The organism is Oceanicola granulosus HTCC2516 (genome assembly GCF_000153305.1).
Taxonomy (GTDB): domain Bacteria; phylum Pseudomonadota; class Alphaproteobacteria; order Rhodobacterales; family Rhodobacteraceae; genus Oceanicola; species Oceanicola granulosus.
The window spans coordinates 943785-968875 of sequence record NZ_CH724107.1; the positions used below are offsets into that span (position 1 = coordinate 943785).

At 71.0% G+C, this 25091-nt stretch carries 22 protein-coding genes and 1 tRNA gene; 15 read left to right on the forward strand and 8 right to left on the reverse strand.

The annotated features are described in order from the left end of the window. Positions 1 to 102 precede the first annotated feature (102 nt). From OG2516_RS04425 to OG2516_RS04435, 3 genes are read left to right on the forward strand one after another with little or no spacing between them, the layout of a single operon-like run. Positions 103 to 1227, forward strand: a complete 1125-nt coding sequence (locus OG2516_RS04425) for a bifunctional 2-C-methyl-D-erythritol 4-phosphate cytidylyltransferase/2-C-methyl-D-erythritol 2,4-cyclodiphosphate synthase (protein ID WP_007254423.1) — start codon at positions 103 to 105, stop codon at positions 1225 to 1227. After that, complete coding sequence (locus OG2516_RS04430) at positions 1224 to 1715, forward strand: phosphatidylglycerophosphatase A family protein (RefSeq protein ID WP_007254424.1); 492 nt, start codon at positions 1224 to 1226, stop codon at positions 1713 to 1715. The genes OG2516_RS04425 and OG2516_RS04430 overlap by 4 nt, the downstream gene beginning before the upstream one ends. Further along, a complete protein-coding gene (locus OG2516_RS04435; RefSeq protein WP_007254425.1) occupies positions 1712 to 2188 on the forward strand; it encodes a CinA family protein in 477 nt (158 codons plus the stop codon). Before OG2516_RS04430 ends, OG2516_RS04435 begins: the two co-directional genes overlap by 4 nt. Here OG2516_RS04435 and OG2516_RS04440 read toward each other — a convergent pair. Further along, positions 2137 to 3504, reverse strand: coding sequence for a DUF2254 domain-containing protein (locus OG2516_RS04440; protein WP_007254426.1), 1368 nt, complete (start codon positions 3502 to 3504; stop codon positions 2137 to 2139). The two genes, OG2516_RS04435 and OG2516_RS04440, sit on opposite strands and share 52 nt — an antisense overlap. A 109-nt stretch (positions 3505 to 3613) precedes the next feature. On the opposite strand from OG2516_RS04440, the gene OG2516_RS04445 reads away from it, so the two are divergent. Further along, a complete protein-coding gene (locus OG2516_RS04445; RefSeq protein WP_007254427.1) occupies positions 3614 to 6022 on the forward strand; it encodes a GcvT family protein in 2409 nt (802 codons plus the stop codon). Next, the gene (locus tag OG2516_RS04450) at positions 6019 to 6606 is read left to right on the forward strand and encodes a nucleotidyltransferase family protein (RefSeq protein ID WP_007254428.1); all 588 of its coding nucleotides are present in this window, start codon (positions 6019 to 6021) and stop codon (positions 6604 to 6606) included. The genes OG2516_RS04445 and OG2516_RS04450 overlap by 4 nt, the downstream gene beginning before the upstream one ends. On the opposite strand, the gene OG2516_RS04455 is transcribed toward OG2516_RS04450, so the two are convergent. From OG2516_RS04455 to ypfJ, 4 genes are all read right to left on the reverse strand, one after another. After that, entirely contained in the window at positions 6603 to 7226 is a 624-nt protein-coding gene (locus tag OG2516_RS04455) for a Hint domain-containing protein (protein ID WP_007254429.1), read from the reverse strand. The two genes, OG2516_RS04450 and OG2516_RS04455, sit on opposite strands and share 4 nt — an antisense overlap. Before the next feature lie 430 nt (positions 7227 to 7656). Then, entirely contained in the window at positions 7657 to 10590 is a 2934-nt protein-coding gene (locus OG2516_RS04460; RefSeq protein ID WP_007254430.1) for a Hint domain-containing protein, read from the reverse strand. A 710-nt stretch (positions 10591 to 11300) separates the two neighbouring features. Continuing rightward, a tRNA-Leu gene (locus tag OG2516_RS04465) sits at positions 11301 to 11386 on the reverse strand. A gap of 65 nt (positions 11387 to 11451) precedes the next feature. Next, the gene (ypfJ, locus tag OG2516_RS04470; RefSeq protein WP_040614972.1) at positions 11452 to 12318 is read right to left on the reverse strand and encodes a KPN_02809 family neutral zinc metallopeptidase; all 867 of its coding nucleotides are present in this window, start codon (positions 12316 to 12318) and stop codon (positions 11452 to 11454) included. A 96-nt stretch (positions 12319 to 12414) separates the two neighbouring features. On the opposite strand from ypfJ, the gene OG2516_RS04475 reads away from it, so the two are divergent. Both OG2516_RS04475 and OG2516_RS04480 read left to right on the forward strand, forming a co-directional pair. After that, positions 12415 to 12993, forward strand: coding sequence for a YqaA family protein (locus OG2516_RS04475; RefSeq protein ID WP_040614973.1), 579 nt, complete (start codon positions 12415 to 12417; stop codon positions 12991 to 12993). Continuing rightward, positions 12990 to 13490 (forward strand): disulfide bond formation protein B, encoded by a 501-nt coding sequence (locus tag OG2516_RS04480; protein ID WP_007254433.1) that lies wholly within the window; start codon positions 12990 to 12992, stop codon positions 13488 to 13490. The genes OG2516_RS04475 and OG2516_RS04480 overlap by 4 nt, the downstream gene beginning before the upstream one ends. Here OG2516_RS04480 and OG2516_RS04485 read toward each other — a convergent pair. Beyond that, positions 13467 to 13892 (reverse strand): Lrp/AsnC family transcriptional regulator, encoded by a 426-nt coding sequence (locus OG2516_RS04485; protein WP_007254434.1) that lies wholly within the window; start codon positions 13890 to 13892, stop codon positions 13467 to 13469. The genes OG2516_RS04480 and OG2516_RS04485 overlap by 24 nt on opposite strands. A gap of 88 nt (positions 13893 to 13980) precedes the next feature. Here OG2516_RS04485 and rocF point away from each other — a divergent pair, with 88 nt between their 5' ends. The 3 genes from rocF (at position 13981) to OG2516_RS04500 (ending at position 16876) form a co-directional block, all read left to right on the forward strand. Next, the gene (gene rocF / locus OG2516_RS04490; RefSeq protein ID WP_007254435.1) at positions 13981 to 14922 is read left to right on the forward strand and encodes an arginase; all 942 of its coding nucleotides are present in this window, start codon (positions 13981 to 13983) and stop codon (positions 14920 to 14922) included. Then, on the forward strand, positions 14919 to 15965 hold the full coding sequence (locus OG2516_RS04495; protein ID WP_007254436.1) for an ornithine cyclodeaminase: 1047 nt from the start codon (positions 14919 to 14921) through the stop codon (positions 15963 to 15965). Before rocF ends, OG2516_RS04495 begins: the two co-directional genes overlap by 4 nt. 68 nt (positions 15966 to 16033) lie before the next feature. Continuing rightward, the gene (locus OG2516_RS04500) at positions 16034 to 16876 is read left to right on the forward strand and encodes an isocitrate lyase/PEP mutase family protein (RefSeq protein ID WP_007254437.1); all 843 of its coding nucleotides are present in this window, start codon (positions 16034 to 16036) and stop codon (positions 16874 to 16876) included. 114 nt (positions 16877 to 16990) lie between these two features. Here the strand turns inward: OG2516_RS04500 and OG2516_RS04505 are convergent, their stop codons facing one another. Both OG2516_RS04505 and OG2516_RS04510 read right to left on the reverse strand, forming a co-directional pair. Continuing rightward, entirely contained in the window at positions 16991 to 17593 is a 603-nt protein-coding gene (locus OG2516_RS04505; RefSeq protein WP_007254438.1) for an outer membrane protein, read from the reverse strand. Positions 17594 to 17782: 189 nt separating this feature from the next. Continuing rightward, the gene (locus OG2516_RS04510) at positions 17783 to 18904 is read right to left on the reverse strand and encodes an anhydro-N-acetylmuramic acid kinase (protein WP_040614974.1); all 1122 of its coding nucleotides are present in this window, start codon (positions 18902 to 18904) and stop codon (positions 17783 to 17785) included. 64 nt (positions 18905 to 18968) lie between these two features. Between OG2516_RS04510 and tyrS the strand changes: the two genes are divergently transcribed. The 5 genes from tyrS (at position 18969) to typA (ending at position 25041) form a co-directional block, all read left to right on the forward strand. After that, positions 18969 to 20219, forward strand: coding sequence for a tyrosine--tRNA ligase (tyrS, locus tag OG2516_RS04515; protein ID WP_007254440.1), 1251 nt, complete (start codon positions 18969 to 18971; stop codon positions 20217 to 20219). 74 nt (positions 20220 to 20293) lie between these two features. After that, on the forward strand, positions 20294 to 21508 hold the full coding sequence (locus tag OG2516_RS04520; RefSeq protein WP_007254441.1) for an NADP-dependent isocitrate dehydrogenase: 1215 nt from the start codon (positions 20294 to 20296) through the stop codon (positions 21506 to 21508). Positions 21509 to 21624: 116 nt separating this feature from the next. Then, complete coding sequence (locus OG2516_RS18895; RefSeq protein ID WP_007254442.1) at positions 21625 to 22779, forward strand: Hint domain-containing protein; 1155 nt, start codon at positions 21625 to 21627, stop codon at positions 22777 to 22779. Positions 22780 to 22826: 47 nt separating this feature from the next. Continuing rightward, positions 22827 to 23159 (forward strand): DMT family transporter, encoded by a 333-nt coding sequence (locus OG2516_RS04530; protein ID WP_007254443.1) that lies wholly within the window; start codon positions 22827 to 22829, stop codon positions 23157 to 23159. 61 nt (positions 23160 to 23220) lie between these two features. Next, positions 23221 to 25041, forward strand: coding sequence for a translational GTPase TypA (typA, locus tag OG2516_RS04535; RefSeq protein WP_007254444.1), 1821 nt, complete (start codon positions 23221 to 23223; stop codon positions 25039 to 25041). The last annotated feature ends 50 nt before the right edge of the window (positions 25042 to 25091 follow it).

Here is a 25091-nt window from a genome sequence, read left to right on the forward strand (position 1 = left end):
CTCCCGCCGGCCACGGCCGCGGCGTTTGCCTGTTTTTTGTGCGACCTGCCGGGCGATGCGGCGCCGATTGCACCGGATGCGGCGCCGCCCTAATCAGGGGCCATGAGCAGAGCCGCCCTCATCGTCGCCGCCGGACGCGGCACCCGCTATGGCGGCCCGCTGCCCAAGCAGTGGCTGCCGCTCGCCGGGCGGCGGGTGATCGATCACGCCATCGCCGCCTTCCGCGCCGCCGGGTTCGAGCGCATCGTCGCCGTGCTGCACCCCGACGACCTCGGCCTGCTCGAGGGCGTCGAGACGGTGGCAGGCGGAGCGAGCCGGGCCGAGAGCGTGCGCGCGGGGCTGGAGCTTCTCGCCGCCGATCCGCCCGCGACGGTCTGGATCCACGACGGGGCCCGCCCGCTGCTGCGCCCCGACCTCCTCGCCCGCCTCGCCGAGGCCGGCGCGGGGGCCGACGGCGCGGCCCCGGCGCTGGCGGTGACGGACGCGCTCTGGACCGGGGCGGACGGGCGGGTCAGCGGAGTGCGCGACCGCACCGGGCTATGGCGGGCGCAGACGCCGCAGATGTTCGGCTTCGCCGCGATCCTCGCCGCCCACCGCGCCCATGCGGGCGAGGCCGCCGACGACGTCGCCGTGGCGCTCGCGGCGGGGCTGGACATCGCCATCGTCCCCGGCGACGAGAGCAACCTCAAGATCACCACGCCCGGCGACCTCGAGCGCGCCGCGGCCCACCTCGAGAGCAAGGGAGCAGCCATGGACATCCGCACCGGCAACGGCTTCGACGTCCACCGCTTCGGCGCGGGCGACCATGTCATCCTGTGTGGCGTGCGCGTGCCGCACGGGCGCGGGCTGCAGGGCCATTCCGACGCCGACGTGGGGATGCACGCGCTGACCGACGCGCTTTACGGGGCGCTGGCGGCAGGCGACATCGGCCGCCACTTCCCGCCGAGCGATCCGCAATGGAAGGGCGCGGCGAGCGAGATCTTCCTCGCCCACGCCCGCGACCTTGCCCGCACGCGCGGCTACACCATCTCCAACGTCGACGTGACGCTGATCTGCGAACGCCCGAAGATCGGGCCGCATGTGCCGGAGATGCAAAGGGAAATGGCGCGTATCCTCGAGATCGACCCCGACCGCGTCGGGATCAAGGCCACCACCTCGGAGCGGCTCGGCTTCACCGGGCGCGAGGAGGGCATCGCCGCCCTCGCCACCGCGACGCTGCTGGCATGAACCGCGCCGTCGCCTCGTTCGTCTATGTGGGCCTGCTGCGCCCCGCGCCCGGCAGCTGGGGCTCGCTCGCGGCGCTGCCGGTTGCGTGGCTGCTCTACGCGCTCGGGGGCCCGTGGCTGGTGCTCGTCGCCGTCCCGCTGCTCTTCGCCGCCGGCCTGCACGCGGCGCGGGCCTGCACCGCCGGTCAGGCCGACCACGACCCCTCCTGGATCGTCGTCGACGAGGTGGTCGGGCAGTGGATCGCGCTGCTGCCGGTGCTGTTCGGCGCGTGGTACACCGGCGCGCTCGTCACCGCGCTGTGGCCCGGCTGGGTCGCCGCGTTCGTGCTGTTCCGCCTGTTCGACATCCTCAAGCCGAGCCTCGTCGGCGCCGCCGACCGGCGCGGCGACGTGCTGGGGCTGATGCTCGACGACGTCTGGGCGGGCCTGTTCGCGGCGCTCGGCGTGGTGCTGCTCGCCGCCCTCGCCCACCTGCCGGTGATCCTGTGACCCTGCCGCTGCTCGAGCTCGCGCGCGCCAAGGGCGTCTGCATCGCGACCGCCGAGAGCTGCACCGGCGGCATGATCGCCGCGCGCATCACCGACTCGCCGGGCACCTCGGCGATCTTCGAGTGCGCCTTCGTCACCTACTCCTACGAGTCGAAGATCAGGATGCTCGGCATCCGCCAGCAGACCCTGACCGACCACGGCGCCGTCTCCGAGGAGATCGCCCGCGAGATGGTCGAAGGCGCCCTCGCCCGCTCGCGCGCGACCCTCGCCGTCTCCGTCACCGGCATCGCCGGGCCGGGCGACGCGGGCCACAAGCCCGAGGGGCGGGTGTGCTTCGGCCTCGCCACGGCGGAGTGGTGCCGCACCGAGACCGTCGAGTTCGGCGCGCTCGGGCGCGACCGGGTGCGCGAGGCGACGGTGGATTACGCGCTGTCGCTGCTGTTCGACGCGCTCTCGGCGATGCCCGACAGCTGAGCCCCCGCCAACTCGCGGATATCGGCCCCCGCCGTGCGCGCCAGCCGCTCGCGGTCGGGGGCGAACTGCATCTGCTCCATCGCCCGCGAATACTCCAGCGCCGCGGCATTGCGCGCCGCCTTCGCCAGCCCCTTGTCTTGGTGCTGCATCAGGCCCCTGAGCACCTTCTGCAGACGCTGCTGCACCTCGATGATCCGCGCCCCGTCGCGCGCGATGGAGCCGTAGCCGTCCTCGATCAGGTCGGCCGGGTCCATCGGCGGCACCCAGAGCCGGGGGTGGCGCGGGTCGGTGGCGCGCGAGGCCTCGTCCTGCCAGTCCGACAGGATGCGCGCGATGCGGGTGATGACGTCGATGGCGGTGCCGGGATCGTTGATGCCGGGCGAGAGCGCCTTGGAGCCGATCTCGCCCATCACGATCAGCCCGAAGCGCGGATCCTGCTCGTAGGTGCGCACGTCCTCGACGATGATGTGGGCGCGCAAGAGCTCGGCGACAGAGCGCTCGTCCTCCGCCTCGCCCGGCGCGTCGAGATCGCCCCCGCCCCGCACCCAGGCCAGCGGCTCGCGCAGGTGCAGGAAGCGCCCGGGCGGCGAGGGCAGATAGACGTCGATGCCGCGCGCCTCGGCCGCCTCGTTGAGCGATTCCTGGTAGATCCGCGTCACGTACCCGGCCTCCTGCGCCAGCACCGGGCGGGCGTCCTCGGGGATGTCGTCCTCCGACATCAGCGCGTGGGCCCCGAGGCAGGGCGAGTCGAGGCGCTCGGCGAACTGGCGCATCGCGATCTCCTCGACCTGCCGGGTGGTCTTGATGAGGCTGCCGAAGGTCTGCAGGTGGATCGTCCAGCGGATCAGCGAGAACACGATCAGTACCAGCACCAGCACCGTCATGCAGAACAGCACCAGCGCGCGGTCGTCGGAAAAGACGCTGACCTCGCGCAGGATGATCGCGGTCAGCGCGTAGACGTAGGCGCCGATGAAGGAGGCGAGCGTGTTCTGTGTGGTCGGGTCGCGCAGGATCAGCCGGTGGACGCGCGGCGTCCATTGCGAGGCCGAGCTGCGGTAGACCGAGACCATCACCGTCAGCGCGAAGATCGTGGCGGCGAGCATCGCGCCGGCGATGATGTCGAGCAGGCGGTCGACCGCCGTGCCGCCGACGAACTTCGACATCTTTTCGGGGATGATCGCCTCGATCGGCTGGGTCAGCGCGATGGCCAGCAGCGCGAAGCTGCCCACCAGGAGCACCCGCACCCAAAGCGTGCGCCAGTAGTCGAGCGCCTTGCGCAGCAGCGTCTCGGGGAGGGCGAAGAAGCTCTTCTTCAAGGGGTCGTCCTGTTGCTGTCGCGCCCGGGGGGCGATTCTGTCGGTTTGCGGCATTCTCCCCTGCCCGCCCCCGGCCTAGGGTGGCGGAAAACCGGGGAGATACCGCGCGATGAAGTCCACGACCCGCGTCGCCGTCATCGGAGGGGGCGTCGTCGGCTGCTCCGTCCTCTATCACCTGACCAAGCTCGGCTGGTCCGACGTGATGCTCATAGAACGCAGCGAACTCACCTCCGGATCAACCTGGCACGCGGCGGGCGGATTTCACACCTTGAACGGCGACACCAACATGGCGGCGCTGCAGGGCTACACGATCCGCCTCTACCGCGAGCTCGAGGAGCTGACCGGTCTGTCGTGCGGTCTGCACCATGTCGGCGGCGTCACCCTCGCCGACAACCGCGACCGCTTCGACATGCTCGTCGCCGAGCGCGCCAAGCACCGCTACATGGGGCTCGAGACCGAGATCCTCGGCCCCGACGAGATCGCGAAGAAGGTGCCGACGATCAACCTCGAGGGCATCGTCGGCGCGCTCTACGACCCGCTCGACGGCCACCTCGACCCCTCGGGCACCACCCACGCCTATGCCAAGGCGGCGCGGATGGGCGGGGCCGAGATCGTGCTCCACAACAAGGTGCTCGAGCTCACCCCCCGCGCCGACGGCAGCTGGGACGTTGTCACCGAGCAGGGCACGATCCACGCCGAGCACGTGGTCAACGCCGCCGGCCTCTGGGCCCGCGAGGTCGCCGCGATGGCGGGCACCTACGCGCCGCTGCACCCGATGGCGCACCAGTACCTCGTCACCGAGGACATCCCCGAGATATACGAGGCCGGCCGCGAGCACCCGCACGTGATGGATCCCGGCGGCGAGAGCTACCTGCGCCAGGAAGGCCGCGGCCTCTGCATCGGCTTCTATGAGCAGCCCTGCCAGCCCTGGGGCGTCGGCGGCACCCCCTGGAACTTCGGCCACGAACTGCTGGCCGACGATTTCGACAAGATCGAGGACAGCGTCGCCTTCGCCTACCGCCGCTTCCCGCTGCTGGAGAAAGCCGGGGTCAAGCGGGTGATCCACGGCCCCTTCACCTTCGCGCCCGACGGCAACCCGCTGGTCGGGCCGGTGCCGGGGTTGCGCAACTTCTGGTCGGCCTGCGGGGTGATGGCGGGGTTCAGCCAGGGCGGCGGCGTCGGGCTGGTGCTGGCGCAGTGGATGATCGAGGGCGAGGCCGAGCGCGACGTCACCGGGCTCGACGTCGCCCGATTCGGGCCCTGGATCACCAAGGGCTATACCCTGCCCAAGGTCATGGAGAACTACCGCAACCGCTTCTCCGTCACCTACCCCAACGAGGAGCTCCCTGCCGCGCGGCCGCACCGTACCTCGCCGATGTACGACATCTTCACCAGCCTCGGCGCGGTCTGGGGGCACCAGTTTGGGCTCGAGGTGGCGAACTACTTCGCGCAGGGCGACGAGCCGACCTACGAGACCCCGAGCTTCCGCCGCTCTGACGCCTTCGCCGCCACCGCGCGCGAGGTGCGGGCGGTGCGCGAGCGGGTCGGGATCAACGAGGTCCACAATTTCGGCAAGTTCCGCGTCACCGGCCCGGAGGCGCGGGCGTGGCTCGACCGGATCATGGCGGGCCGCATTCCCCAGCCGGGCCGGATGAGCCTGACGCCGATGCTCTCCGAGCGCGGCCGGCTTCTGGGCGACTTCACCGTCTCCTGCCTGTCGGACGAGGACTTCCGCCTCACCGCGAGCTACGGCGCGCAGGCGATCCACGGCCGCTGGTTCGAGCGCCACCTCGCGCCCGGCGTGCGGGTGGAGAATGTCTCGGACCGCGTCACCGGGTTCCAGATCGCCGGGCCGCGCGCGCCCGACGTGCTCGCCGCCGCCGCCGCGGATGCCGCCGACGCGGCGGGGATGCGCTTCTTCGACGTGCGCGAGATGGTCGTCGGACAGGCCGTCTGCCTCGTCCAGCAGGTCAGCTACACGGGCGATCTGGGCTACGAGATCTTCTGCGACCCGATGGACCAGCGCGGCCTGTGGTTCGCGCTGATGCGCGCGGGCGAGGCACACGGGATCACGCCGTTCGGGATGCGCGCGATGATGTCGCTGAGGCTCGACCGCCATTTCGGCTCGTGGCTGCGGGAGTTCTCGCCCGACTACAGCGCCGCCGAGACCGGCATGGACCGTTTCGTCGCCTTCTCCAAGAACGCCGACTTCATCGGCCGCGCCGCCGCCGAGGCCGAGCGGGCCGCGCCGCCGGCGCGCAAGCTCTGCGCCTTCGTGGTCGAGGCCGACGACGCCGACGTGGTCGCCTACGAGCCGATCTTCCTCGACGGCGAGGTCGTCGGCTTCTGCACCTCGGGCGGCTATTCGCACTGGACCGGGCAGTCGATCGCCTTCGGCTTCGCGCCGCGCGCGCGGGCCGAGGCGGGGCTTGAGGTGGAGATCGAGATCCTCGGCGCGCGCCGCCCGGCCCGGCTCGTCACCGAGCCGCCGTTCGATCCGCACGCGCCGCGCCGGTGAGCGCGCCGCTGGTCCTGATCCCCGCCGCCGGGGCGTCGCGGCGGATGGGCGGGCGCGACAAGCTGCTCGAGCCGGTGGCGGGCGTGGCGCTGCTGGCGCGGCAGGCGGCGCGGGCGGCCGCGACGGGCTGGCCGGTGCTGGTGACGCTGCCGCCCGACCGCCCGGCCCGGGCGGCGGTGCTGGAGGGGGTCGGGACGCTGGTGGTGGCCGACGCCGCCGAGGGCATGGCCGCCTCCCTGCGCGCGGGCGCGGCCGAGGCGCTGCGGCGGCGGGCGGAGGGGATGCTCGTGCTGCTGCCCGACATGCCCGAGATCACCACCGATGACCTCCTCGCCCTCGCCGCCGCACGCCGGCCCGGCGACCTCGTGCTGCGCGCCGCCACCGAGGACGGGCGCGCGGGCCATCCCGTCTGGTTCGACGAGGCGCTGCTGGCGGAGTTCGCTGGCCTGGCCGGCGACGAGGGCGCCGCGCCCATCGTGAGCGCCCACCGCGACGCGCTGCGGCTGGTGCCGCTGGCCGGCGAGCGGGCGCGGCTCGATCTCGACACGCCCGAGGCGTGGGCGGCCTGGCGCGGCGGGGCCTAGCGGGCGGGGACGACGACGCGGCGGGCGGTGTCGTAGCCCGCGCCGGCCCCGGCGAGCGCGGGGAACAGGGCCAGCAGCGCGTCGCGGCGCTCGGCCTCGTCGGCACCGCGGGCGGCGGCGGGCTGGAAGCTCTCGGTCCAGGCGCCGTTCGACAGCACGACTTCGTGCCGGTCGAACATGATGTGGTGGTAGGTGACCTCGGCCACGTCGAGCCGCTCGACGCCCGGCAGGAACGCCAGGTGCGCCGCCGCGACGAGCACCTCGCTGTCGCCGAACATCTCGAGCGCCTGGTTGCCCGACAGCAGCACCCGGTGCGTCGGCGCGAGCACCAGGTCGGTCTCGGGCAGGCGCGGCCCCAGCGCCCCGGCGCGGATCAGCACCGGCCGCTCGTCGGCCCCGGCGACGGCGACCGTCACCGCGCCGACCCAGCAGATCGCGCGCAGGCCGCTGTCGCGAGTGAGCACCCGGTCGCCCACCGCGAGCCGCTCGATGGCGATCTCGCCGCGCGGCGTGGCGATGCAGGTGCCGGCGGCGAAGCTGACGTCGCCGGTGCGCAGGTCGGTCTGGGGAAGCGGGGCGGTCTGGGCGCGTGGATCCTCTGGTCGAACGGACCGCGCCACCGGCCCCCGTGTCACCTCATCCCCGTCCCGGCAGCTGACGGTCGAGCCCCCGCTCGTCTGACGTCGCCCCCGGCCCAGCGCCTCGGGCGACAGGGGGAATATGGCGCAAATGCGCCGCGATGGCCATGTTCCCGTCCGTTTCGGTGCCGCGGAGGCGCCAGTGCTCGCGCCGGGCGCGCGATTGTGTCGGGAACGTGGCGGGAAATGGGGCGGGCCGGCCGCAATCGGGACGACTCGGGGTGCGCGGGCGGAGAGCGCCGGGGGCTGTCTGCCCCCGGACCCCCGAGGATACTTCCAGAACAGAGAGAAGCAGGGACCGCCCCCACACGGCCCCTGCTCCCGTGCCCGGCGGCGGCGGCGCCGCGGGCGTGCTGCAACTCGTCTGCCGGCGCGCGCCCTGTATCAGCAGGGGCGCGCCGGCGGCACGGGCTCACTCGGTGAGCAGGCGCGCCTCGTGCTTCTTCAGCGACTTGCGAGCCGCAGTGTAGCCGGCGAGACCTTCCTTCTCGGCGAGCTCGGGGAAGAGCTCGAAGATCTCCTGCCGTTGCGCCCGGTCGATGCCCTTGAGCGACCAGTCGCCCGGCTGGAAGCTCTCGGTCCAGGAGCCGTCCGACAGCACCACCTCGTGCTGGTCGAACATGAAGTGGATGTAGGTCGTCGCCATCACGTCGACCCGGTGCACGCCGGGCGTGCCCACCAGGTGCTTGGCCGCGGCCAGCACCTCGCGCTCGTCGAAGTAGAGCTGGGTCTGGTCATTGGCGACGAGCACCCGGTGGTTGGGGCTGACGAGCATGTCGCGCTCGGGCAGCCCGGCGCCGAGGGCGCCGGCCCGGATCAGCACCGGCTTGAGGTGCGGGTTCTTCACCAGGTCGGCGCCCGACATCTTCTTGGCTCCGACCCAGCGGATCTCCTGGATGCCGTTGTCGCGGGTGATGATGCGGTCGCCCTCGCGCAGCTCCTCGACGAGCACCTCGCCGCGCGGCGTCGCGATGCGCGTACCGGGGGTGAAGCAGGGGATGACGTTCTCGATCTCCTCGAACGTCATCGTGGTGCCGTCCTTGAAGTAGACGCGCCCGGATTCGCCATCGTCCTCGCCGCCGCCGACGCCCGGGTCGCGGTAGTCGATGCGCTCCACGTCGGAGCCGGTCAGGTCGAGCGTGTCGATCTCGTCGGACTCGCCGTCGCCGTCGAGGTCGGGGTCCTCGCCGCCGACCACGTGGTCGTCGGTGGTGCCGCCGAAGATGGTGTCGGAGCCGAGGCCGCCGTAGTGGATGTCGGCGCCGCGCCCGTCGCGGAAGACGTCGTTGCCGTCGCCGCCGTAGGTCTCGTCCTCGTCGTTGCCGTCGATGAGCGTGTCGTCGCCGTCGCCGCCGTAGAGGAAGTCGTCGCCCGACCCGCCGCGCACCTCGTCGTCGCCGTCGCCGCCGTAGACGAGGTCGTTGCCGCGCTCGCCGGAGACGGTGTCGTTGCCGGCGTCGCCGTAGGCGGTGTCGTCGCCGAAGCCGGTATAGACCTCGTCGTCGCCATCGCCGCCGTAGTACTCGTCGTTGTCGGCGTTGTCGTACTGCGAGCCCTCGACGTCGTCGAGGATGTCGTTGCCGGCGCCGCCGTAGGCGATGTCGTCGCCGTCGCCGCCGATGATGCGGTCGTCGCCCTCGCCGCCGTACATCTCGTCGTCGCCCACGCCGCCGTCGATGTAGTCGTCGTTGCCCTCGCCGTAGATCGTGTCGTCGCCCTCGCCGCCGAACAGCCGGTCCTGCCCGTCGCCGTGGACCGGCGGCGGCGCGTCGGCCTCGACGTCGAAGTACATGTCGGTGACGTTGATGCCGGAATTGCCGCCGCCGTCCTGGGCGTGCTTGATCAGGATGTAGTCGACGTCGCCCGGGATCGTGACCAGAACCGAGTACTCGTCCGACGTGTCGGGCTTGTAGCCGCCCTGGCTGTCGAACTCGTTGCCGTCCTGGGTGAGACGCGAGCCGACTTCGTACTCGACCTCGACGTCCTTGCCGTCGAGCCGGGCGTAGATCTTGACGATGCCGTCGCCGTCGATGTCGTTGACGCGGAACTGCAGGTTGCTGACCGGCTGGTCGAAGGCGAACTTGTAATAGGCCTTGTTGCCCGAGCCGTTCAGGCCCGAGGCGAGCGAGCTGGTGTCGGTGATCGACTCGTCGCCGTCGTCGATGCCGTCGACGTTTTGCTCGTTGTCGGCGAGCGCGGTGACGACCTCGTCCTCGTCCTCTTCCCTGTAGATGGTGAACTTGACGTTCACCGAGCCGGTATTCTGCACGTAGCTCGACTTCTCCGGCAGCTCCTTGCCGCCGGTGGCGGCCAGCAGCTTGTCCCACTCGAAGCTCTCGCGCACCGTGCCGCCGTCGTCAGTGCCGAGGTCGGTGTCGCCGTAGATGAGGTCGTCGCCCTCGCCGCCGAAGACGGTGTCGTCGCCCGCGCCGGCATAGACGGTGTCGCCGCCCTTCTCGGACTTGACCAGGTCGTCGCCCGCGCCGGCGACGACGAGGTCGTCGTTCGGGTCGTGGCCGGGGATCAGCGCGTCGTTGTTGTCGATGCGGTCGCCTTCCGGATCGCCGGTGTAGGCGAGGTCGATCACGTCGTCGCCGGCGGTGCCCTCGACGGTGCCGTCACCGACGGGGCCGGGAGGCGTCGGCGGGTCCATGGTCGAGTTGCGGACTTCGACGTACTCGATCTTGCCCTTGAAGAAGTGGTCGTAGCAGCCGTCGTCGCTCTCGCGGGCGCCGAAGGTGAAGCTCTCGCCGTCGTTGTCGCCGATGTCGAGGTCCAGGCCCGTGGTGTCGTCGGTGAGCGTGGTCTCGGTGTTGTCGGTGACGTTGGCGACGGTGAACTGGGTGCCGGTGTCCTTGTCCCAGGAATAGGCCACGGCGACCTTGTCGCCCGCGTCGAAGAAGCCGTCCTCGGTGGTCATCTTGACCATCTTGCCGTTGGCGTAGTGCAGCACCTGCACCGCGCCCTGCTTGGTGACGGAGATCTCGAAGTAGCCCTCGCTGCCCCGGTCGCACCACTCGCCGCGGGAGACGATGGTGTCGGGGCTGGAGCCGACGTGCTCGGACTGCGTGAACTCGGTCGAGATGGTGCCCTTGTCGAGGTCGAAGGGGTTGTCGTTGCCGCCGACCTCGAAGAAGTCGTTGCGCCCGTCGATCTTGAGCTGGCCCTGGTGCGCCTCGGCGCCGTTCTTGAAGGCGCCGTTCTGGCGGATTCCGTCGCCGAGGCCGGTGTCGACGTTCTTCTGGCCGTCGTCGAACTCCCAGAGGCCGATGATGTCGGTGCCGTCGGGCGAGACGTGGGTGGTGTCGTCCTTGCAGCCCCAGAATTTCCAGAAATAGAACGTCATCTCATTATCTCCCGCATTCGGCGGCCAAGCCCGCACGCACGCCTCGTTCGGCGAATTGGTTTCGACCCCGAGATCAGTCTGGCCGTGGCAGCCGCGGTTCATCCGGTGGGAGAGCACGGGGAACGAGGTCGATCACGTGGCGATCGACGGCATCCCGCCAGGCAGCTCCGCGATGCGGATGATGGCGCGGCCGCCCCCACGGCCGAAAAACGTCACCCCCCAGTTGGGCAAGTTCTTTCTAGGCGGACGCGGCGTTGGGGAGAAAGAAAAACTTTGACGAAACCTTGTCACGATCAGGGGCCGACTGCCTCGATTGCGCCTCCATTGTCGCGGTGGAGGCGAGTGGGCGCGTGAACAATGACCGGTGCGGCAGTCGCACCATTCGCGGGAAACAAGGGCTAATGGAGCCGGTTCATGATCAACCGGCCGTCACGCAACAACTTCCGGTTGCTGCGCCGGGTCAGTACCGGGAGCGGGCGAGAGCGATTGATGCCGGTGCGGAAACAGTAACGCTTGCGTGACCGCGCGCGCCTTCGCCACATTTATGCCATCGGGTCGGCCGCTTCGGCTGTTTGCGCATCGGCACCAATGGGCGCGGATCGTCCGGATTGACCGAAGATCCCGAGCATTGCTGCCGAATCAACGACTTCCGGCAGTGCCTTCGCGGGAGAATGTGGCGGAAGAAGGGCGCGGGCCGGGCACGGGCCCGCTGGTGCCGGTGGGGGGACTCGAACCCCCACGGGGTCGCCCCCGGCGGATTTTGAATCCGCTGCGTCTACCATTCCGCCACACCGGCCGGCGCGCTTGCTCTAGCCCCTGCCCCGCCTTGCGTCAACGCGCGGCGCGGCAGGGGCCGGCGCGTCAGAGGCGGTCGGTGCCGAAGGTGTCGCAGGCGACGATGTCGCCGCTCTCGTAGCCGCGCGCGAACCAGGCCTCGCGCTGGTCGCTGGTGCCGTGGGTGAAGGTCTCGGGCCGTACCGCGCCGCCGGAGCCGCGCTGGAGCGCGTCGTCGCCGATCCGGCGCGCGGCGTTCATCGCCTCGGCGATGTCGCCGGGCTCGATGCTGCCGAACTGCGCCTCGGCGGCGCGCGCCCAGATGCCGCTGTAGCAGTCGGCCTGCAGCTCGATCCGCACGGAGACGGCGTTGCTGTCGGCCTCGTTCATCCGGGCGCGGGTGCGGTTGGCCTCGGCGAGGATGCCGAGCTCCTGCTGGACGTGGTGCGCGACCTCGTGGGCCACGACGTAGGCGGCGGCGAAGTCGCCGCCTGCGCCGAGGCGCTGCTCCAGCGTGGTGAAGAAGCCGGTGTCGAGGTAGATGCGCTCGTCGACGGGGCAGTAGAACGGCCCCGTCACCGCCGAGGCGCCACCGCAGGCGGACTGGGTCGCGCCCTTGAAGAGCACCAGCTCCGCCGGCTCGTAGCGCGCGTCGACCTGCTCGATGAAGATGCGCGACCAGACGTCCTCGGTGTCGGCGAGCGTGACCGAGACGAATTGCGCGGCGCGCTCGTCCGCGGCGGTGGGCTCGTGGGCCTGCCCCTGGCCCGCCCCGCCGTCGCCCGTCAGCCCGCCGAGCAGCGGCGTGACGTCGACCCCGAGCATCCAGCCGATGAGCACGATCGCGATCAGCCCGAGGCCGCCGACGCCGCCGCCCACGGCTGCGCCGCGCCCACGGCCCGACCTGCGCCGGTCCACGATGTTGCGGCTGCCCCGCCGACCCCGCCATTTCATCCCGCGCTCCTCATGATGGCTCCGTGATGTGGCGCGGCTTGACCCAGCGCCCGTGCCATGTCCTAACGCCGCAAAAGGCGAGCAGGCTCCCGACCCATGATAAGACGTCTCTACGACTGGACCATACGGCTCGCCGAAGGGCGCTACGCGATGTGGGCGCTGGCGATCGTCGCCTTCGTGGAGAGCTCGTTCTTCCCGATCCCGCCCGACGTGCTGATGATCCCGATGATCCTCGCCCGGCCCTCGCGCGCCTTCATCATCGCCGGCCTCGCCACGGCGGCCTCGGTGACGGGGGCGCTGCTCGGCTACTGGATCGGCCACGGCCTCTACGAGACGGTCGGCCGGCCGGTGCTCGACTTCTACCACATGGGCGCGCAATTCGACGACTTCGCGCTGCGCTACAACGAGTACGGCGTCTGGGCGGTGCTGATCGCGGGGGTGACGCCGTTCCCGTTCAAGGTCATCACCATCGCCTCGGGCGTGACGGGGATGAACGTTGTGGCGTTCCTGCTCGCCGCGCTCGTGGCGCGGGCGGCGCGCTTCTTCCTCGTCGCTGCGCTGCTGTGGAAGTTCGGCCCGCCGATCCGCGAGTTCATCGAGCGCCGCCTCGGGCTCGTCTTCACGCTCTTCTGCGTCCTCCTCGTCGGCGCCTTCCTGGTGATCCCCCTGCTATGACCCTGCCCTTCCGCACCCTCGTCCTGCTCGCCAGCCTCGGCTCCGCCCTGCTGCTGGCCAGCGCGTTCCTGTTCCAGTCGCTCGGCTACCTGCCCTGCGCGATGTGCCTGTGGCAGCGCTGGCCGCACGCGGCGGCGGTCGTGATCGGGCTGGCGACCTACGTGTTCCTGCCGTTTCGCTGGATGGCGGCGCTCGGCGGGCTCGCGGCGCTGAGCACGGCCGGCATCGGCATCTTCCACACCGGCGTCGAGCGCGACTGGTGGGAGGGGCCGGCGAGCTGCACCGGCTCGGGAGGACTGTCGGGCCTCGAGGGCGGCGCGCTGCTGCCCGGCGCCGCCGACGCCGGGCCGCGCCTCATCATGTGCGACCAGGTCTCGTGGGAGCTGATGGGGCTGTCGATGCCGAGCTGGAACGCGCTGTTCTCGCTCATCCTCGCGGTGCTGTGGTTCACCGCCGCCGCGCGCGGCCCCGCCTCAGCGGCCCCGGCGCGTCGATAGCAGCAGCGTCGTCTCGCTGCGGGTGACGCCGCTCATCCGGCGGATCGAGAACAGCACCTCGTCGAACTCCTCGAGCGTCCGCGTGCCGATCTCGGCGACGAGATCCCAGGTGCCGTTGGTGGAGTGCACCGCCTGCACCTGGGGCATCGCGGCGACGCGGGCCATGATCCGCTCCGTCCCCGGCCCCTCGATCCCCAGCATCATCAGCCCCCGCACCGGCGCCTGGCCGGGGTCGCGGCGGGTGGTGACGGTGTAGCCGGTGATCTCGCCCGTCGCCTCGAGCCGGGCGAGGCGGGTGCGCACGGTGGCGCGGGTGACGCCGAGGTCGGCGGCGAGGGTGGAGAGGCTCGCGCGCCCGTCGCGCGTGAGGGCGGAGATCAGCGCCTTGTCCAGTCCGTCCATTCCGATCACCCGATTTGGCCAATTGTGCCACCAGATTGCACATATTGCCCGCTTCCGCCACGGGCCGCGCCGGACCATCCTGCGGCGCATGGACAAGCACATCATTCTCATCGGCGCGCCCGTGGACAGCGGCAAGCGCAACCAGGGCTGCCGCATGGGCCCCGACGCGCTGCGCGTCGCCGGGCTCGCGGCGGCCGCCGAGGCGCTCGGCTACGGCGTCACCGACCTCGGCAACCTCACCCCGGAGGCGGCCGACGTCGCCCCCGTCGGCAACCCGGCGGTGCACTCGCTCGCCGAGACCGTCGGCTGGACCCGCACCCTCGCGGCCGAGGCGCAGCGGGCGGCGGAGACGGGGATGCCCGTCTTCCTCGGCGGCGACCACGCGCTGTCGCTCGGCTCGGTCTCGGGCATGGCCGCCTACGCCAAGGCGCAGGGCAAGCCGCTGTTCGTGCTCTGGCTCGACGCCCACAGCGACTTCCACACGCTCGACACCACCGACAGCGGCAACCTGCACGGCACGCCCGTCGCCTACGTCACCGGCCGGCCCTCGTTCACGCCCCCCTTCCCCGCCCCCGAGGCGGTGGTGCCGGGCGAGAACGTCTGCATGATCGGGCTGCGCTCCGTCGACCCCGCCGAGCGCGACGCGCTCGAGCAGACCGACATCACCGTCGTCGACATGCGCGCCATCGACGAGAGCGGCATCGTCGCGCCGCTGCGCGCGTTCCTCGAGCGGGTCGAGGCCGCGGGCGGGCTGCTGCACGTCTCGCTCGACGTCGACTTTCTCGAGCCCGCCATCGCGCCCGCCGTCGGCACCACCGTCCCCGGCGGCGCCACCTTCCGCGAGGCGCACCTCGTCGCCGAGTTGCTGCACGACAGCGGCCTCGTGCGCTCGCTCGACCTCGTCGAGCTCAACCCGTTCCTCGACGAGCGCGGCCGCACCGCCTCGCTGATGGTGGACCTCGCCGCCTCGCTGCTGGGCAAACGTATCTTCGACCGGCCCACGCGGCCCTTTACCGGGAGCCTCAAATGAGCCTCGATCCCTCCGCCAAGGCCCTCGTGCCCTTCGTCAGCGTCGATCACATGATGCGGCTGGTCCACCATATCGGCATCGAGAAGATGCTCGCCGACCTCGCCGCGACCATCGAGGACAACTTCCGCCGCTGGCAATCCTTCGACAAGACGCCGCGCATCCCGGCTCATTCCGACGTCGGCGTGATCGAGCTGATGCCGACGACCGACGGCGAACTCTACGGCTTCAAGTACGTCAACGGCCACCCGTCCAACACCTTCGCGGGGCTGCAGACGGTGACGGCCTTCGGGCTGCTCGCCGACATGCGGACGGGCTACCCGGTGCTGTTCTCGGAGATGACGATCCTGACCGCCCTGCGCACCGCCGCGACCTCGGCGATGGTGGCGCGCCACCTCGCGCCGAAGGGGGCGAAGACGATGGCGGTGATCGGCAACGGCGCCCAGTGCGAGTTCCAGTGCCTCGCCTTCCGCACGCTCGTGGGCATCGACGAGGTGCGCCTCTACGACCTCGACCCCGCCGCCACCGAGAAGGCCGCGCGCAACCTCGCGGGGACGGGGCTGCGGGTGGTGTCGTGCAAGAGCCCCGAGGAGGCGATCGAGGGCGCGCAGATCCTGACGACCTGCACCGCCGACAAGAAGTACGCCACGATCCTGAGCGACAACATGGTCGGCCCCGGCGTGCACATCAACGCCGTCGGCGGCGACAGCCCCGGCAAGACCGAGCTCGCCGAGGGCATCCTGCACCGCGCGTCGATCTTCGTGGAGTTCCCGCCCCAGACCCGCATCGAGGGCGAGATCCAGCAGCTTGCCGAGGATCACCCCGTCACGGAGCTGTGGCAGGTGATCAACGGCGAGGCCGAGGGCCGCACGTCGCAGGACCAGATCACCCTGTTCGACAGCGTCGGCTTCGCCGTCGAGGATTTCGCCGCCCTGCGCTACCTGCACGGCGCGATCCAGGGCACCGAGCATTTCGTGCTGCTCGACATGCTCGCCGATCCCGACGATCCGCGCGACCTGTTCGGCATGGTCCAGCGCGCCGCCTGAGCAGCGCGCTTGCCAGCGCGGGGGCGGCTCCCCTAGGCTTCGGGCAACCCTGCCCGGAGCCACGAGCCATGCCCACCGATCCCGGCGCCGCCTTCCGCGCCCTCCACAAGCCGGGCGCGCCCTTCATCCTCGCCAACGCGTGGGACATCGGCAGCGCGCGGATGCTCGAGGCGCTCGGCGCGCGCGCCATCGCCACCTCCTCGGCCGCCCACGCCTTCACCCTCGGCCGCCCCGACGGCGGCACCGTCACCCGCGACGAGGCGCTCGAGCACGCGCGCGCGCTGGTCGCGGCCGTCAACGTGCCGGTGCAGGGCGACTTCGAGAACGGCTACGGCGCGGCGCCCGAGGACGTCGCCGAGACGGTTCGGCTGGCCGCCGAGGCGGGGCTCGCGGGGATCTGCATCGAGGACACCGACCTGCCGGGACGGGAGCCCTACGCCTTCGAGGAGGCCGTCGCGCGGGTGAGCGCGGCGGTGGAGGCGGCGCGCGGTCTGGCGGCGGATTTCGTGCTGACGGCGCGGGCCGACGGGGTGCTGACCGGCGGCTACGGCATCCACGAGGCGATTCGCCGGCTGCAGGCGTTCGAGGCCGCCGGCGCCGACGTGCTCTACGCGCCGATGCCCGGCACGATGGACGACCTGCGCCGCATCTGCGCCAGCGTCTCGGCCCCGGTCAACGGGCTGGTGGCGGGGCATTTCAGCACCCAGTCGATGGATGATTTCGCCGGCACCGGCGTCGCCCGGCTGTCGCTCGGCAGCTCGCTGGCCCGGGTCGCGCAGCAGGCGATGCTCGAGGCGGCGCAGGACATGTTCGGCCGCGGCAGCTTTGTCACGCTCGGACGCGCCGCGCCGGGGGCGAGGATCGACGCGCTGATCACGCGCGATCCGAACGGGCCGCTGCAGCTCAAATGAAGAGGACGGCAACCGGGGGGAGCCGGTGCCGCCCTCTCGTCGTCAGGGGCCTATGAGATGGGGGGTGGGGTGGCCCCTGCGCCCCGGCCGCCGAGGCGACCGGGTTGACCTGTCTCAGAACCGGAACGACACCCGCGCCGAGGCGGTGGTCATGCCGAAATCGTCGCCGCTGCCGTCGAAGTCCTCGAACTCGTTCTTCGTGATCTCGCCACCCACGGCGATGCGGTCGGTCACCATGTAGTCGGCGCCGACACCGTAGAAGTAGCCGTCGGCGTCCGCCTCGAGGCCGCCCGAGGTGTTGGCCATGGCGTAGCCGCCGGTGGCGTAGGGCAGGAAGTTGCCGGCGTCGTAGCCGACCCGCAGCTTGGCGCGGGCGAGGCTGTCGATGTCGGTGCCGGTCGCGTCGTTGGTGATGTCGGTGCCGAGGTAGTCGAGCTCGGCGCCCGCGACGATCGAGCCGAAGTCGCGCTGGTAGCCGACGAAGCCGCCGTAGAGCGCGCCCTCTTCCTCCTCGGCGAAGACGTCGCCGTCGGTCTGGCCGTAGCCGAGCTGCACACCGCCGTAGGCGCCGCTCCAGTCGCGGGTCGCCATCGTCACCGGCGCGGGGGCCGGGGCGGGCGAGGTCAGCACGGGCTGCGGCGCGGTGGTGTCGAGGCCGCCGGCGAAGGCCGGGGCGGCGGCGAGGGAGGCGAGGGCGGTGACTGCGAGGGTCTTCATGGTGGTGTGACTCCTGATCCTGTTTCGCGGGCGCTGCGTGACTGCTCCGGCGCCCGTTCTCGGACAGATAACGTCGCTCCCGACCGAACGTTCAACGCGGCCCGGCCCTCACGGAGGGGCATCGGCGGGCATCTGCCCCGCCCTGTCCGTCGGTGAGCATTTTCCCGCGGAGACGGTCGGGGAAGCCTGTCAGGAGGCGGCGCGCGACCTTGTATCGGAGCGCGGCCGGCTTAGCGTGCCGCCACCCACCGCCGCGGCGACGCCGGTGGTGCCGGGCGCCGAGGTCGGCAGGCCCCGCGCCACCCGCACCGCGAGAAAGGCGAAGGCCTGCGCCTCGAGCATGTCGCCGTCGAGCCCGACCTCCTCGACCGGCGCGACGGGGCAGGCGATGCCGGCGGCGATCATCTCCATCAGCGTCGCATTGTGCCGCCCGCCCCCGGTGACGAGCAGTCGCTCGGGCGGCGCGGGGCAATGGTCGAGCCCCGCCATGACGCCCGCCGCGCTACATGCGGCCAGGGTGGCGAGCGCGTCCTCCGTCGACAGCTCCGCCACGGCGGGGCCGAGGAAGGGGAAGTCCATCCGGTCGAGCGACTTGGGCGGCACCTTCAGGAAGTAGCCCTGCCGGGTGAAATCGTCGAGCACCGCCTCGTCGACGCTCCCCGCCCGCGCCAGCCGCCCGCCCTCGTCGCGCGCGGCGCCGAGGCGGGCGGCGACGAGGTCGTCCATCGGCGCGTTGGCGGGGCCGGTGTCGAAGGCGAGCAGCGCGCCGGGGCTGTCGGGCCTGGGCAGGCGCGGGTCGATCCAGGTGAGGTTGCCGACGCCGCCGAGGTTGAGGAAGGCGAGCGGCGCCTCCGCCCCGATCCAGCGCGCCAGCGCGAAGTGGTAGAACGGCGCGAGCGGCGCGCCCTGCCCGCCGAGGCGCACGTCGGACGAGCGGAAATCCCACACGACGGGCCGGCCCAGGTAGTCGGCCAGCGCCTGCCCGTCGCCGGCCTGGTGCGTGCCGCGCCCCGCCGGCTCGTGGGCGAGGGTCTGGCCGTGGAAGCCGACGAGCTCGGCGTCGAGGCCGGCGAGCAGCGTCATGTGCGCCTCCTCGACCACCTCCGCCGCCGCCGCGACGCCCGGCTCGCCCGGCCAGCGCCCGAGCCCGCCGCGCAGGATCTCGCGGTCGGTCGGCGTGTAGGCCCGGTAGCCCGTCGGCCCGAAGCCGAGCACCTCGTGCCCGTCCGTCTCGATCACCGCCGCGTCGACCCCGTCGAGCGAGGTGCCCGACATCGCACCCAGCGCCCTGATCGGCCCGCTTTTCAACATCGGCTTTCCCTCTGCCCCACCGCGCCCTATAGAGTGCCCCGCACCCCCGACAGGAACAAGAGCGATGACCTACCATCCGAAATCCGAATTCATGGCGCGGATCATGGAGCGCGGCTTTCTCGCCGACTGCACCGATTACCAGAGCCTCGACGAGGAGCTCTCCAAGGGGGTCGTCACCGCCTATATCGGCTACGACGCGACGGCGCGGTCGCTGCATGTGGGCCACCTGCTCAACATCATGCTGCTGCGCTGGCTGCAGAAGACGGGCCACCAGCCGATCACCCTGATGGGCGGCGGCACCACCAAGGTGGGCGATCCGTCGTTCCGCGCCGACGAGCGGCCGCTGCTCGGGCCCGAGCAGATCGACGCCAACATCGCCGGGATGCAGGCGGTGTTCGAGCGCTACCTCGATTACGGCGAGGGCGCGACGGGCGCGAAGATGCTCAACAACGCCGAGTGGCTCGACGGGCTGAACTACCTCGACTTCCTGCGCGACATCGGGCGGCACTTCTCGGTCAACCGGATGCTGTCGTTCGAGAGCGTGAAGTCGCGGCTCGACCGGGAGCAGTCGCTGAGCTTCCTCGAGTTCAACTACATGATCCTGCAGGCCTACGACTTCCTCGAGCTCAACCGGCGCCACGGCTGCCTGCTGCAGATGGGCGGCTCCGACCAGTGGGGCAACATCGTCAACGGCGTCGACCTGACCCGGCGCGTGCTCGACCGCGAGATCTACGGCCTGACGACGCCGCTGCTGACCACCTCGGACGGGCGCAAGATGGGCAAGAGCCAGGGCGGCGCGGTCTGGCTCAACGCCGACATGCTGAGCCCATACGAGTTCTGGCAGTTCTGGCGCAACACCACCGACGCCGACACCGGGCGCTTCCTCAAGCTCTACACCGAGCTGCCGCTCGAGGAGTGCGAGCGGCTGGGCGCGCTCGGCGGGGCCGAGATCAACGAGGCCAAGATCGTGCTCGCCAACGAGGTCACCGCCCTGCTGCACGGCCGCGAGGCCGCCGCGACGGCGGAGGCGACGGCACGCGAGGTGTTCGAGAAGGGCGGCGTCGGGGGCGACCTGCCCACGCTGACGCTCTCGGCGGACGAGGCGGCCGGCGGCGTCTCCGTGGTGCAGCTGATCGTGCGGGCGGGCCTCGCCGGCTCGGGCAAGGAGGCCAAGCGCCTGATCGCCGACAACGGCGCGCGCCTCGACGACCGGCCGCTGACCGACGCGGGCCTCGTGATCGGCACCGAGCAGCTGGCCAGCCCGATCAAGCTCTCCGCCGGCAAGAAGCGCCACGCCCTGGTGCAGCTCGGCTGAGCGAACGGCTTTATCGGCGGCGGCGGATAGTCTATCTGCCGCGCCAACACCATGGTGACAACAGAGGGACGCGCATGACCAAGATCAAGGTAGAGAACCCCGTCGTCGAGCTCGACGGCGACGAGATGACCCGGATCATCTGGGACTTCATCAAGCAGAAGCTCATCCTGCCCTATCTCGACGTCGACCTGCTCTACTACGATCTTGGCATCGAGGAGCGCGACCGGACCGAGGACCAGATCACCATCGACGCCGCCAACAAGATCAAGGAGATCGGCGTCGGCGTGAAGTGCGCCACGATCACCCCCGACGAGGGCCGGGTCGAGGAGTTCGGCCTCAAGAAGATGTGGCGCAGCCCCAACGGCACGATCCGCAACATCCTCGGCGGCGTCGTCTTCCGCGAGCCGATCATCTGCTCCAACGTGCCGCGCCTCGTGCCGGGCTGGACCCAGCCGATCATCATCGGCCGCCACGCCTTCGGCGACCAGTACCGCGCCACCGACATGAAGTTCCCCGGGCCGGGCAAGCTGTCGATGAAGTTCGTCGGCGAGGACGGCACCACCATCGAGGAGGAGGTCTTCGACGCGCCGTCCTCGGGCATCTACATGGGGATGTACAACCTCGACCAGTCGATCATCGACTTCGCCCGCGCCTCGTTCAACTACGGCCTGAAGCGTGGCTACCCCGTCTACCTGTCGACGAAGAACACCATCCTCAAGCAGTACGATGGCCAGTTCATGATCCTGTTCCAGAAGGTGTTCGACGAGGAGTTCAAGGACCGCTTCGAGGAAGCCGGCCTGACCTACGAGCACCGCCTGATCGACGACATGGTCGCGGCGGCGATGAAGTGGTCGGGCGGCTATGTGTGGGCCTGCAAGAACTACGACGGCGACGTGCAGTCCGACACCGTCGCGCAGGGCTTCGGCTCGCTCGGCCTGATGACCTCGCAGCTGATGACCCCCGACGGCAAGATCGTCGAGGCCGAGGCCGCCCACGGCACCGTCACCCGCCACTACCGCCAGCACCAGAAGGGCGAGCAGACCTCCACCAACTCCATCGCCTCGATCTTCGCCTGGACCGGCGGCCTCAAGCACCGCGCCAAGCTCGACGACAACGCGCCGCTGAAGAACTTCGCCGAGACGCTCGAGAAGGTCATCGTCGACACCGTCGAGTCGGGCCACATGACCAAGGACCTCGCGCTCCTCGTCGGCCCCGACCAGCGCTGGCTGACCACGATGGGCTTCCTCGAGAAGGTGGACGAGAACCTGAACAAGGCGCTCGCCGGCTGAACGCGGCCCCGGGACTTGACAAGGCGCGCCCCTCGTGGCGCGCCTTTTTCGTTGCGGCGTAACGGGACGTTAGGGGTTTGGCGCTAGAGCTGCCGCATCAGATGCGGGAGGGGCTCATGCCGATCATCGCGGTGCACGACTGGAACACGCTCTACCGGCCGGCGCAGCTCACCAAGGAGAACCTGCTCTGGGACGTCGAGCCGAACGACGAGGCGGATCCGCTCTTTGATCCCGCGCGTCCGCAATGGACGGAAGGGCGGTTCATCTTCACCACCGACACACCGACGCAGATCGTGGTGAACGACGACGACGGCCGGTTCGAGGACGGCTACAGCGAGACCGGCGCCGCCGCCACGCTCGCCGAGCCCGTCACCTTCTTCGGCAAGACCTACGCCGCCGGCTCGGTGGTGGAGAACGAGTTCTCCCTGCTCGACGCCGACGGCAACGCGGTCCACGTGCTGCGCATCGACGGCGACAATATCGGCCTCGTCCCGCCCCCCGACGCCGTGATCGCCGACGGCACCGCCTTCGCGCCCGTCTCGGGCCGCAACGGGGAAGCGGTCGACAGCGGCGACGGCGTCTCGAGCGACACGCCCTACCAGTCGGTCGCCTGCTTCACCGCCGGCACCCTGATCGAGACGCCGATGGGCGCGGTCGCGGTCGAGCTGCTGCGGCCGGGCGATCTCGTCTCCACGGTCGATGACGGGCCGAGGCCGGTCTTGTGGGCGGGCCGCAGCGCACTGGCCTTCACCGACAAGGGCATCGACAACCGCCCCGTGCGCCTGCCGGCCGACTGTCTCGGCCCCGGCGTACCGCGGCGCGATCTCGTCGTATCGTCGCAGCACCGCATCCTGCTGCGCGGACGGGACGTGCGCCGCCGCTTCGGCGCGGCGGAGGTCTTCGCCCCCGCCTGCGGTCTGCTGCCCCTGCCCGGCGCGCGCATCCTGCGCGGCCGCCGGCGGGTCACCTACGTCCACCTGCTGCTCGCCCGCCACGCGGTGCTCTGCGCCGAGGGCGCGCTGACGGAGAGCTTCTTCCCCGGCCCGATGGCGCTCGCCGCGCTCTCGGACAAGGCGCGCGCGCAGGTCTTCCGCCTCACCGGCGGCGAGTACGGCCCCCTCGCCCGCCCGCAGGTCAGCCGCCGCGAGGCCGAGGGCTGGGCCCGCCGTGCCGCCCGGATGCCCGCCGTGCCGCGCCCGCCGCCCCGCGCCGCGCATGCCGCCGGTGCGGGGGCGCATCTCGGGGCGGCCGGGGCAGCGCAGGGCGCTTGAGGCGGACGCGCCGCCGGGCTAGCGGTCGGGCGTAAAGGAGCCCGCCCATGCCGACCTACCTGATCCTCGCCGCCGCCGTCCTGTTCGAGACGATCGGCACCACCGCCCTCAAGGCCAGCGCCGCCTTCACCCGCCCCGGCCCGACGCTGATCGTCATCGCCGGCTACGGCCTCGCCTTCTATTTCCTCGCGCTCACCCTGCGCACCCTGCCCGTCGGCGTCGCCTACGCGCTCTGGTCCGCCCTCGGCATCGCGCTGATCACGCTGATCGGCTGGGTCTGGTACGGCGAGCGGCTCGACGGCGCGGCCCTCGCCGGGCTCGGGCTGATCGCCGCCGGAGTCATCGTCATCCAGCTGTTCTCCGGGACCGCGACACACTGAACCCTAGCCAACGCTGCAATTGCACGGTAAGGGCGGCGCATTCCTTTCAGGGCAGAGCTTCATGGACCTTCGCAATATCGCGATCATCGCACACGTCGACCACGGCAAGACCACGCTCGTCGACGAACTCCTCAAGCAGAGCGGCGCGTTCCGCGAGAACCAGTCGGTCGCCGAGCGCGCGATGGACTCCAACGACCTCGAGCGCGAGCGCGGGATCACCATCCTCGCCAAGGCGACCTCGGTCGAGCACAACGGCACCCGCATCAACATCGTCGACACCCCCGGCCACGCCGACTTCGGCGGCGAGGTCGAGCGCATCCTGTCGATGGTCGACGGGGTCGTCCTGCTGGTCGACGCCGCCGAAGGCCCGATGCCGCAGACCAAGTTCGTCACCTCCAAGGCGCTCGCCCTCGGCCTGCGCCCGATCGTCGTGCTCAACAAGGTCGACAAGCCCGACGCCGAGCCCGACCGCGCGCTCGACGAGGTGTTCGACCTGTTCGCCGCGCTCGACGCCGCCGACGACCAGCTCGACTTCCCGCACCTCTATGCCTCCGGCCGCGCCGGCTGGGCCGACGAGACGCTCGAGGGCCCGCGCAGGGACCTGTCGGCGCTGTTCGACCTGATCGTGCGCCACGTCCCCGCCCCACGCCAGGCCGCCGCCGCCGACAAGCCGTTCCGCATGCTCGCCACCACGCTCGGCGCCGATCCCTTCATCGGCCGCCTGCTGACGGGCCGCGTCGAGAGCGGCACCCTGCGCACCGGCGCGACGGTCAACGCCCTGTCGCGCACCGGCGAGAAGGTCGAGTCGTTCCGCGTCTCCAAGATCCTCGCCTTCCGCGGCCTGTCGCAGCAGCCCATCGACGAGGCCGTCGCCGGCGACATCGTCAGCCTCGCCGGCATGTCGAAGGCCACTGTCGCCGACACGATCTGCGACCCGGCGCTCGACGTCCCGCTGCCCGCGCAGCCGATCGATCCGCCGACGATCACCGTCACCTTCGGCATCAACGACAGCCCCCTCGCCGGCCGCGACGGCAAGAAGGTGCAGTCGCGCGTCATCCGCGAGCGGCTGATGAAGGAGGCCGAGACCAACGTCGCAATCAAGATCGCCGACACCCCCGGCGGCGAGGCGTTCGAGGTGTCGGGCCGCGGCGAACTGCAGATGGGCGTGCTCATCGAGAACATGCGCCGCGAGGGCTTTGAGCTGTCCATCTCGCGCCCGCGCGTCATCATCCGCGAGGAAGACGGCCAGCGGCTCGAGCCGGTCGAGGAAGTCACCATCGACGTGGACGACGAGTATTCCGGCGCGGTCATCGAGAAGCTCACCGGCCCCCGCAAGGGCGAGCTGGTCGAGATGAAGCCCGCCGGCGCCGGCAAGACCCGCATCGTCGCCCATGTCCCGTCGCGCGGCCTGATCGGCTATCACGGCGAGTTCCTGACCGACACCCGCGGCTCGGGCGTGCTCAACCGCATCTTCCACTCCTGGGCGCCGCACAAGGGCGCGATCCAGGGCCGCCGCCAGGGCGTGCTGATCTCCATGGAGAACGGCGTCTCGGTCGCCTACGCGCTCTGGAACCTCGAGGAGCGCGGCAAGATGTTCATCGGCGCGCAGGAGCAGGTCTACGAGGGCATGATCATCGGCGAGCATTCGCGCGAGAACGACCTCGAGGTGAACCCGCTCAAGGGCAAGAAGCTGACGAACGTGCGCGCCTCCGGCACCGACGAGGCCGTGCGCCTGACGACGCCGGTCACGATGTCGCTCGAGACGGCCATCGCCTACATCGACGACGACGAGCTCGTCGAGGTGACGCCGAACTCGATCCGCCTGCGCAAGCGCTTCCTCGACCCGCACGAGCGCAAGCGCCAGTCCCGCGCGGCGGGGTGAATGTGGAAAGGCCGGGCGATGTGCCCGGCCTTCTTCGTTTGGAGGGGGTG

Excerpts from the sequence above, each read along its gene's own strand:
- OG2516_RS04425 (WP_007254423.1), top strand. The coding sequence starts at position 103 with ATGAGCAGAGCCGCCCTCATCGTCGCCGCCGGACGCGGCACCCGCTAT.
- OG2516_RS04430 (WP_007254424.1), top strand. The coding sequence starts at position 1,224 with ATGAACCGCGCCGTCGCCTCGTTCGTCTATGTGGGCCTGCTGCGCCCC.
- OG2516_RS04445 (WP_007254427.1), top strand. The coding sequence starts at position 3,614 with ATGAAGTCCACGACCCGCGTCGCCGTCATCGGAGGGGGCGTCGTCGGC.
- OG2516_RS04460 (WP_007254430.1), bottom strand. The coding sequence starts at position 10,590 with ATGACGTTCTATTTCTGGAAATTCTGGGGCTGCAAGGACGACACCACC.
- ypfJ (WP_040614972.1), bottom strand. The coding sequence starts at position 12,318 with ATGAAATGGCGGGGTCGGCGGGGCAGCCGCAACATCGTGGACCGGCGC.
- OG2516_RS04475 (WP_040614973.1), top strand. The coding sequence starts at position 12,415 with ATGATAAGACGTCTCTACGACTGGACCATACGGCTCGCCGAAGGGCGC.
- OG2516_RS04480 (WP_007254433.1), top strand. The coding sequence starts at position 12,990 with ATGACCCTGCCCTTCCGCACCCTCGTCCTGCTCGCCAGCCTCGGCTCC.
- OG2516_RS04485 (WP_007254434.1), bottom strand. The coding sequence starts at position 13,892 with ATGGACGGACTGGACAAGGCGCTGATCTCCGCCCTCACGCGCGACGGG.
- rocF (WP_007254435.1), top strand. The coding sequence starts at position 13,981 with ATGGACAAGCACATCATTCTCATCGGCGCGCCCGTGGACAGCGGCAAG.
- OG2516_RS04495 (WP_007254436.1), top strand. The coding sequence starts at position 14,919 with ATGAGCCTCGATCCCTCCGCCAAGGCCCTCGTGCCCTTCGTCAGCGTC.
- OG2516_RS04500 (WP_007254437.1), top strand. The coding sequence starts at position 16,034 with ATGCCCACCGATCCCGGCGCCGCCTTCCGCGCCCTCCACAAGCCGGGC.
- OG2516_RS04505 (WP_007254438.1), bottom strand. The coding sequence starts at position 17,593 with ATGAAGACCCTCGCAGTCACCGCCCTCGCCTCCCTCGCCGCCGCCCCG.
- OG2516_RS04510 (WP_040614974.1), bottom strand. The coding sequence starts at position 18,904 with ATGTTGAAAAGCGGGCCGATCAGGGCGCTGGGTGCGATGTCGGGCACC.
- tyrS (WP_007254440.1), top strand. The coding sequence starts at position 18,969 with ATGACCTACCATCCGAAATCCGAATTCATGGCGCGGATCATGGAGCGC.
- OG2516_RS04520 (WP_007254441.1), top strand. The coding sequence starts at position 20,294 with ATGACCAAGATCAAGGTAGAGAACCCCGTCGTCGAGCTCGACGGCGAC.
- OG2516_RS18895 (WP_007254442.1), top strand. The coding sequence starts at position 21,625 with ATGCCGATCATCGCGGTGCACGACTGGAACACGCTCTACCGGCCGGCG.
- OG2516_RS04530 (WP_007254443.1), top strand. The coding sequence starts at position 22,827 with ATGCCGACCTACCTGATCCTCGCCGCCGCCGTCCTGTTCGAGACGATC.
- typA (WP_007254444.1), top strand. The coding sequence starts at position 23,221 with ATGGACCTTCGCAATATCGCGATCATCGCACACGTCGACCACGGCAAG.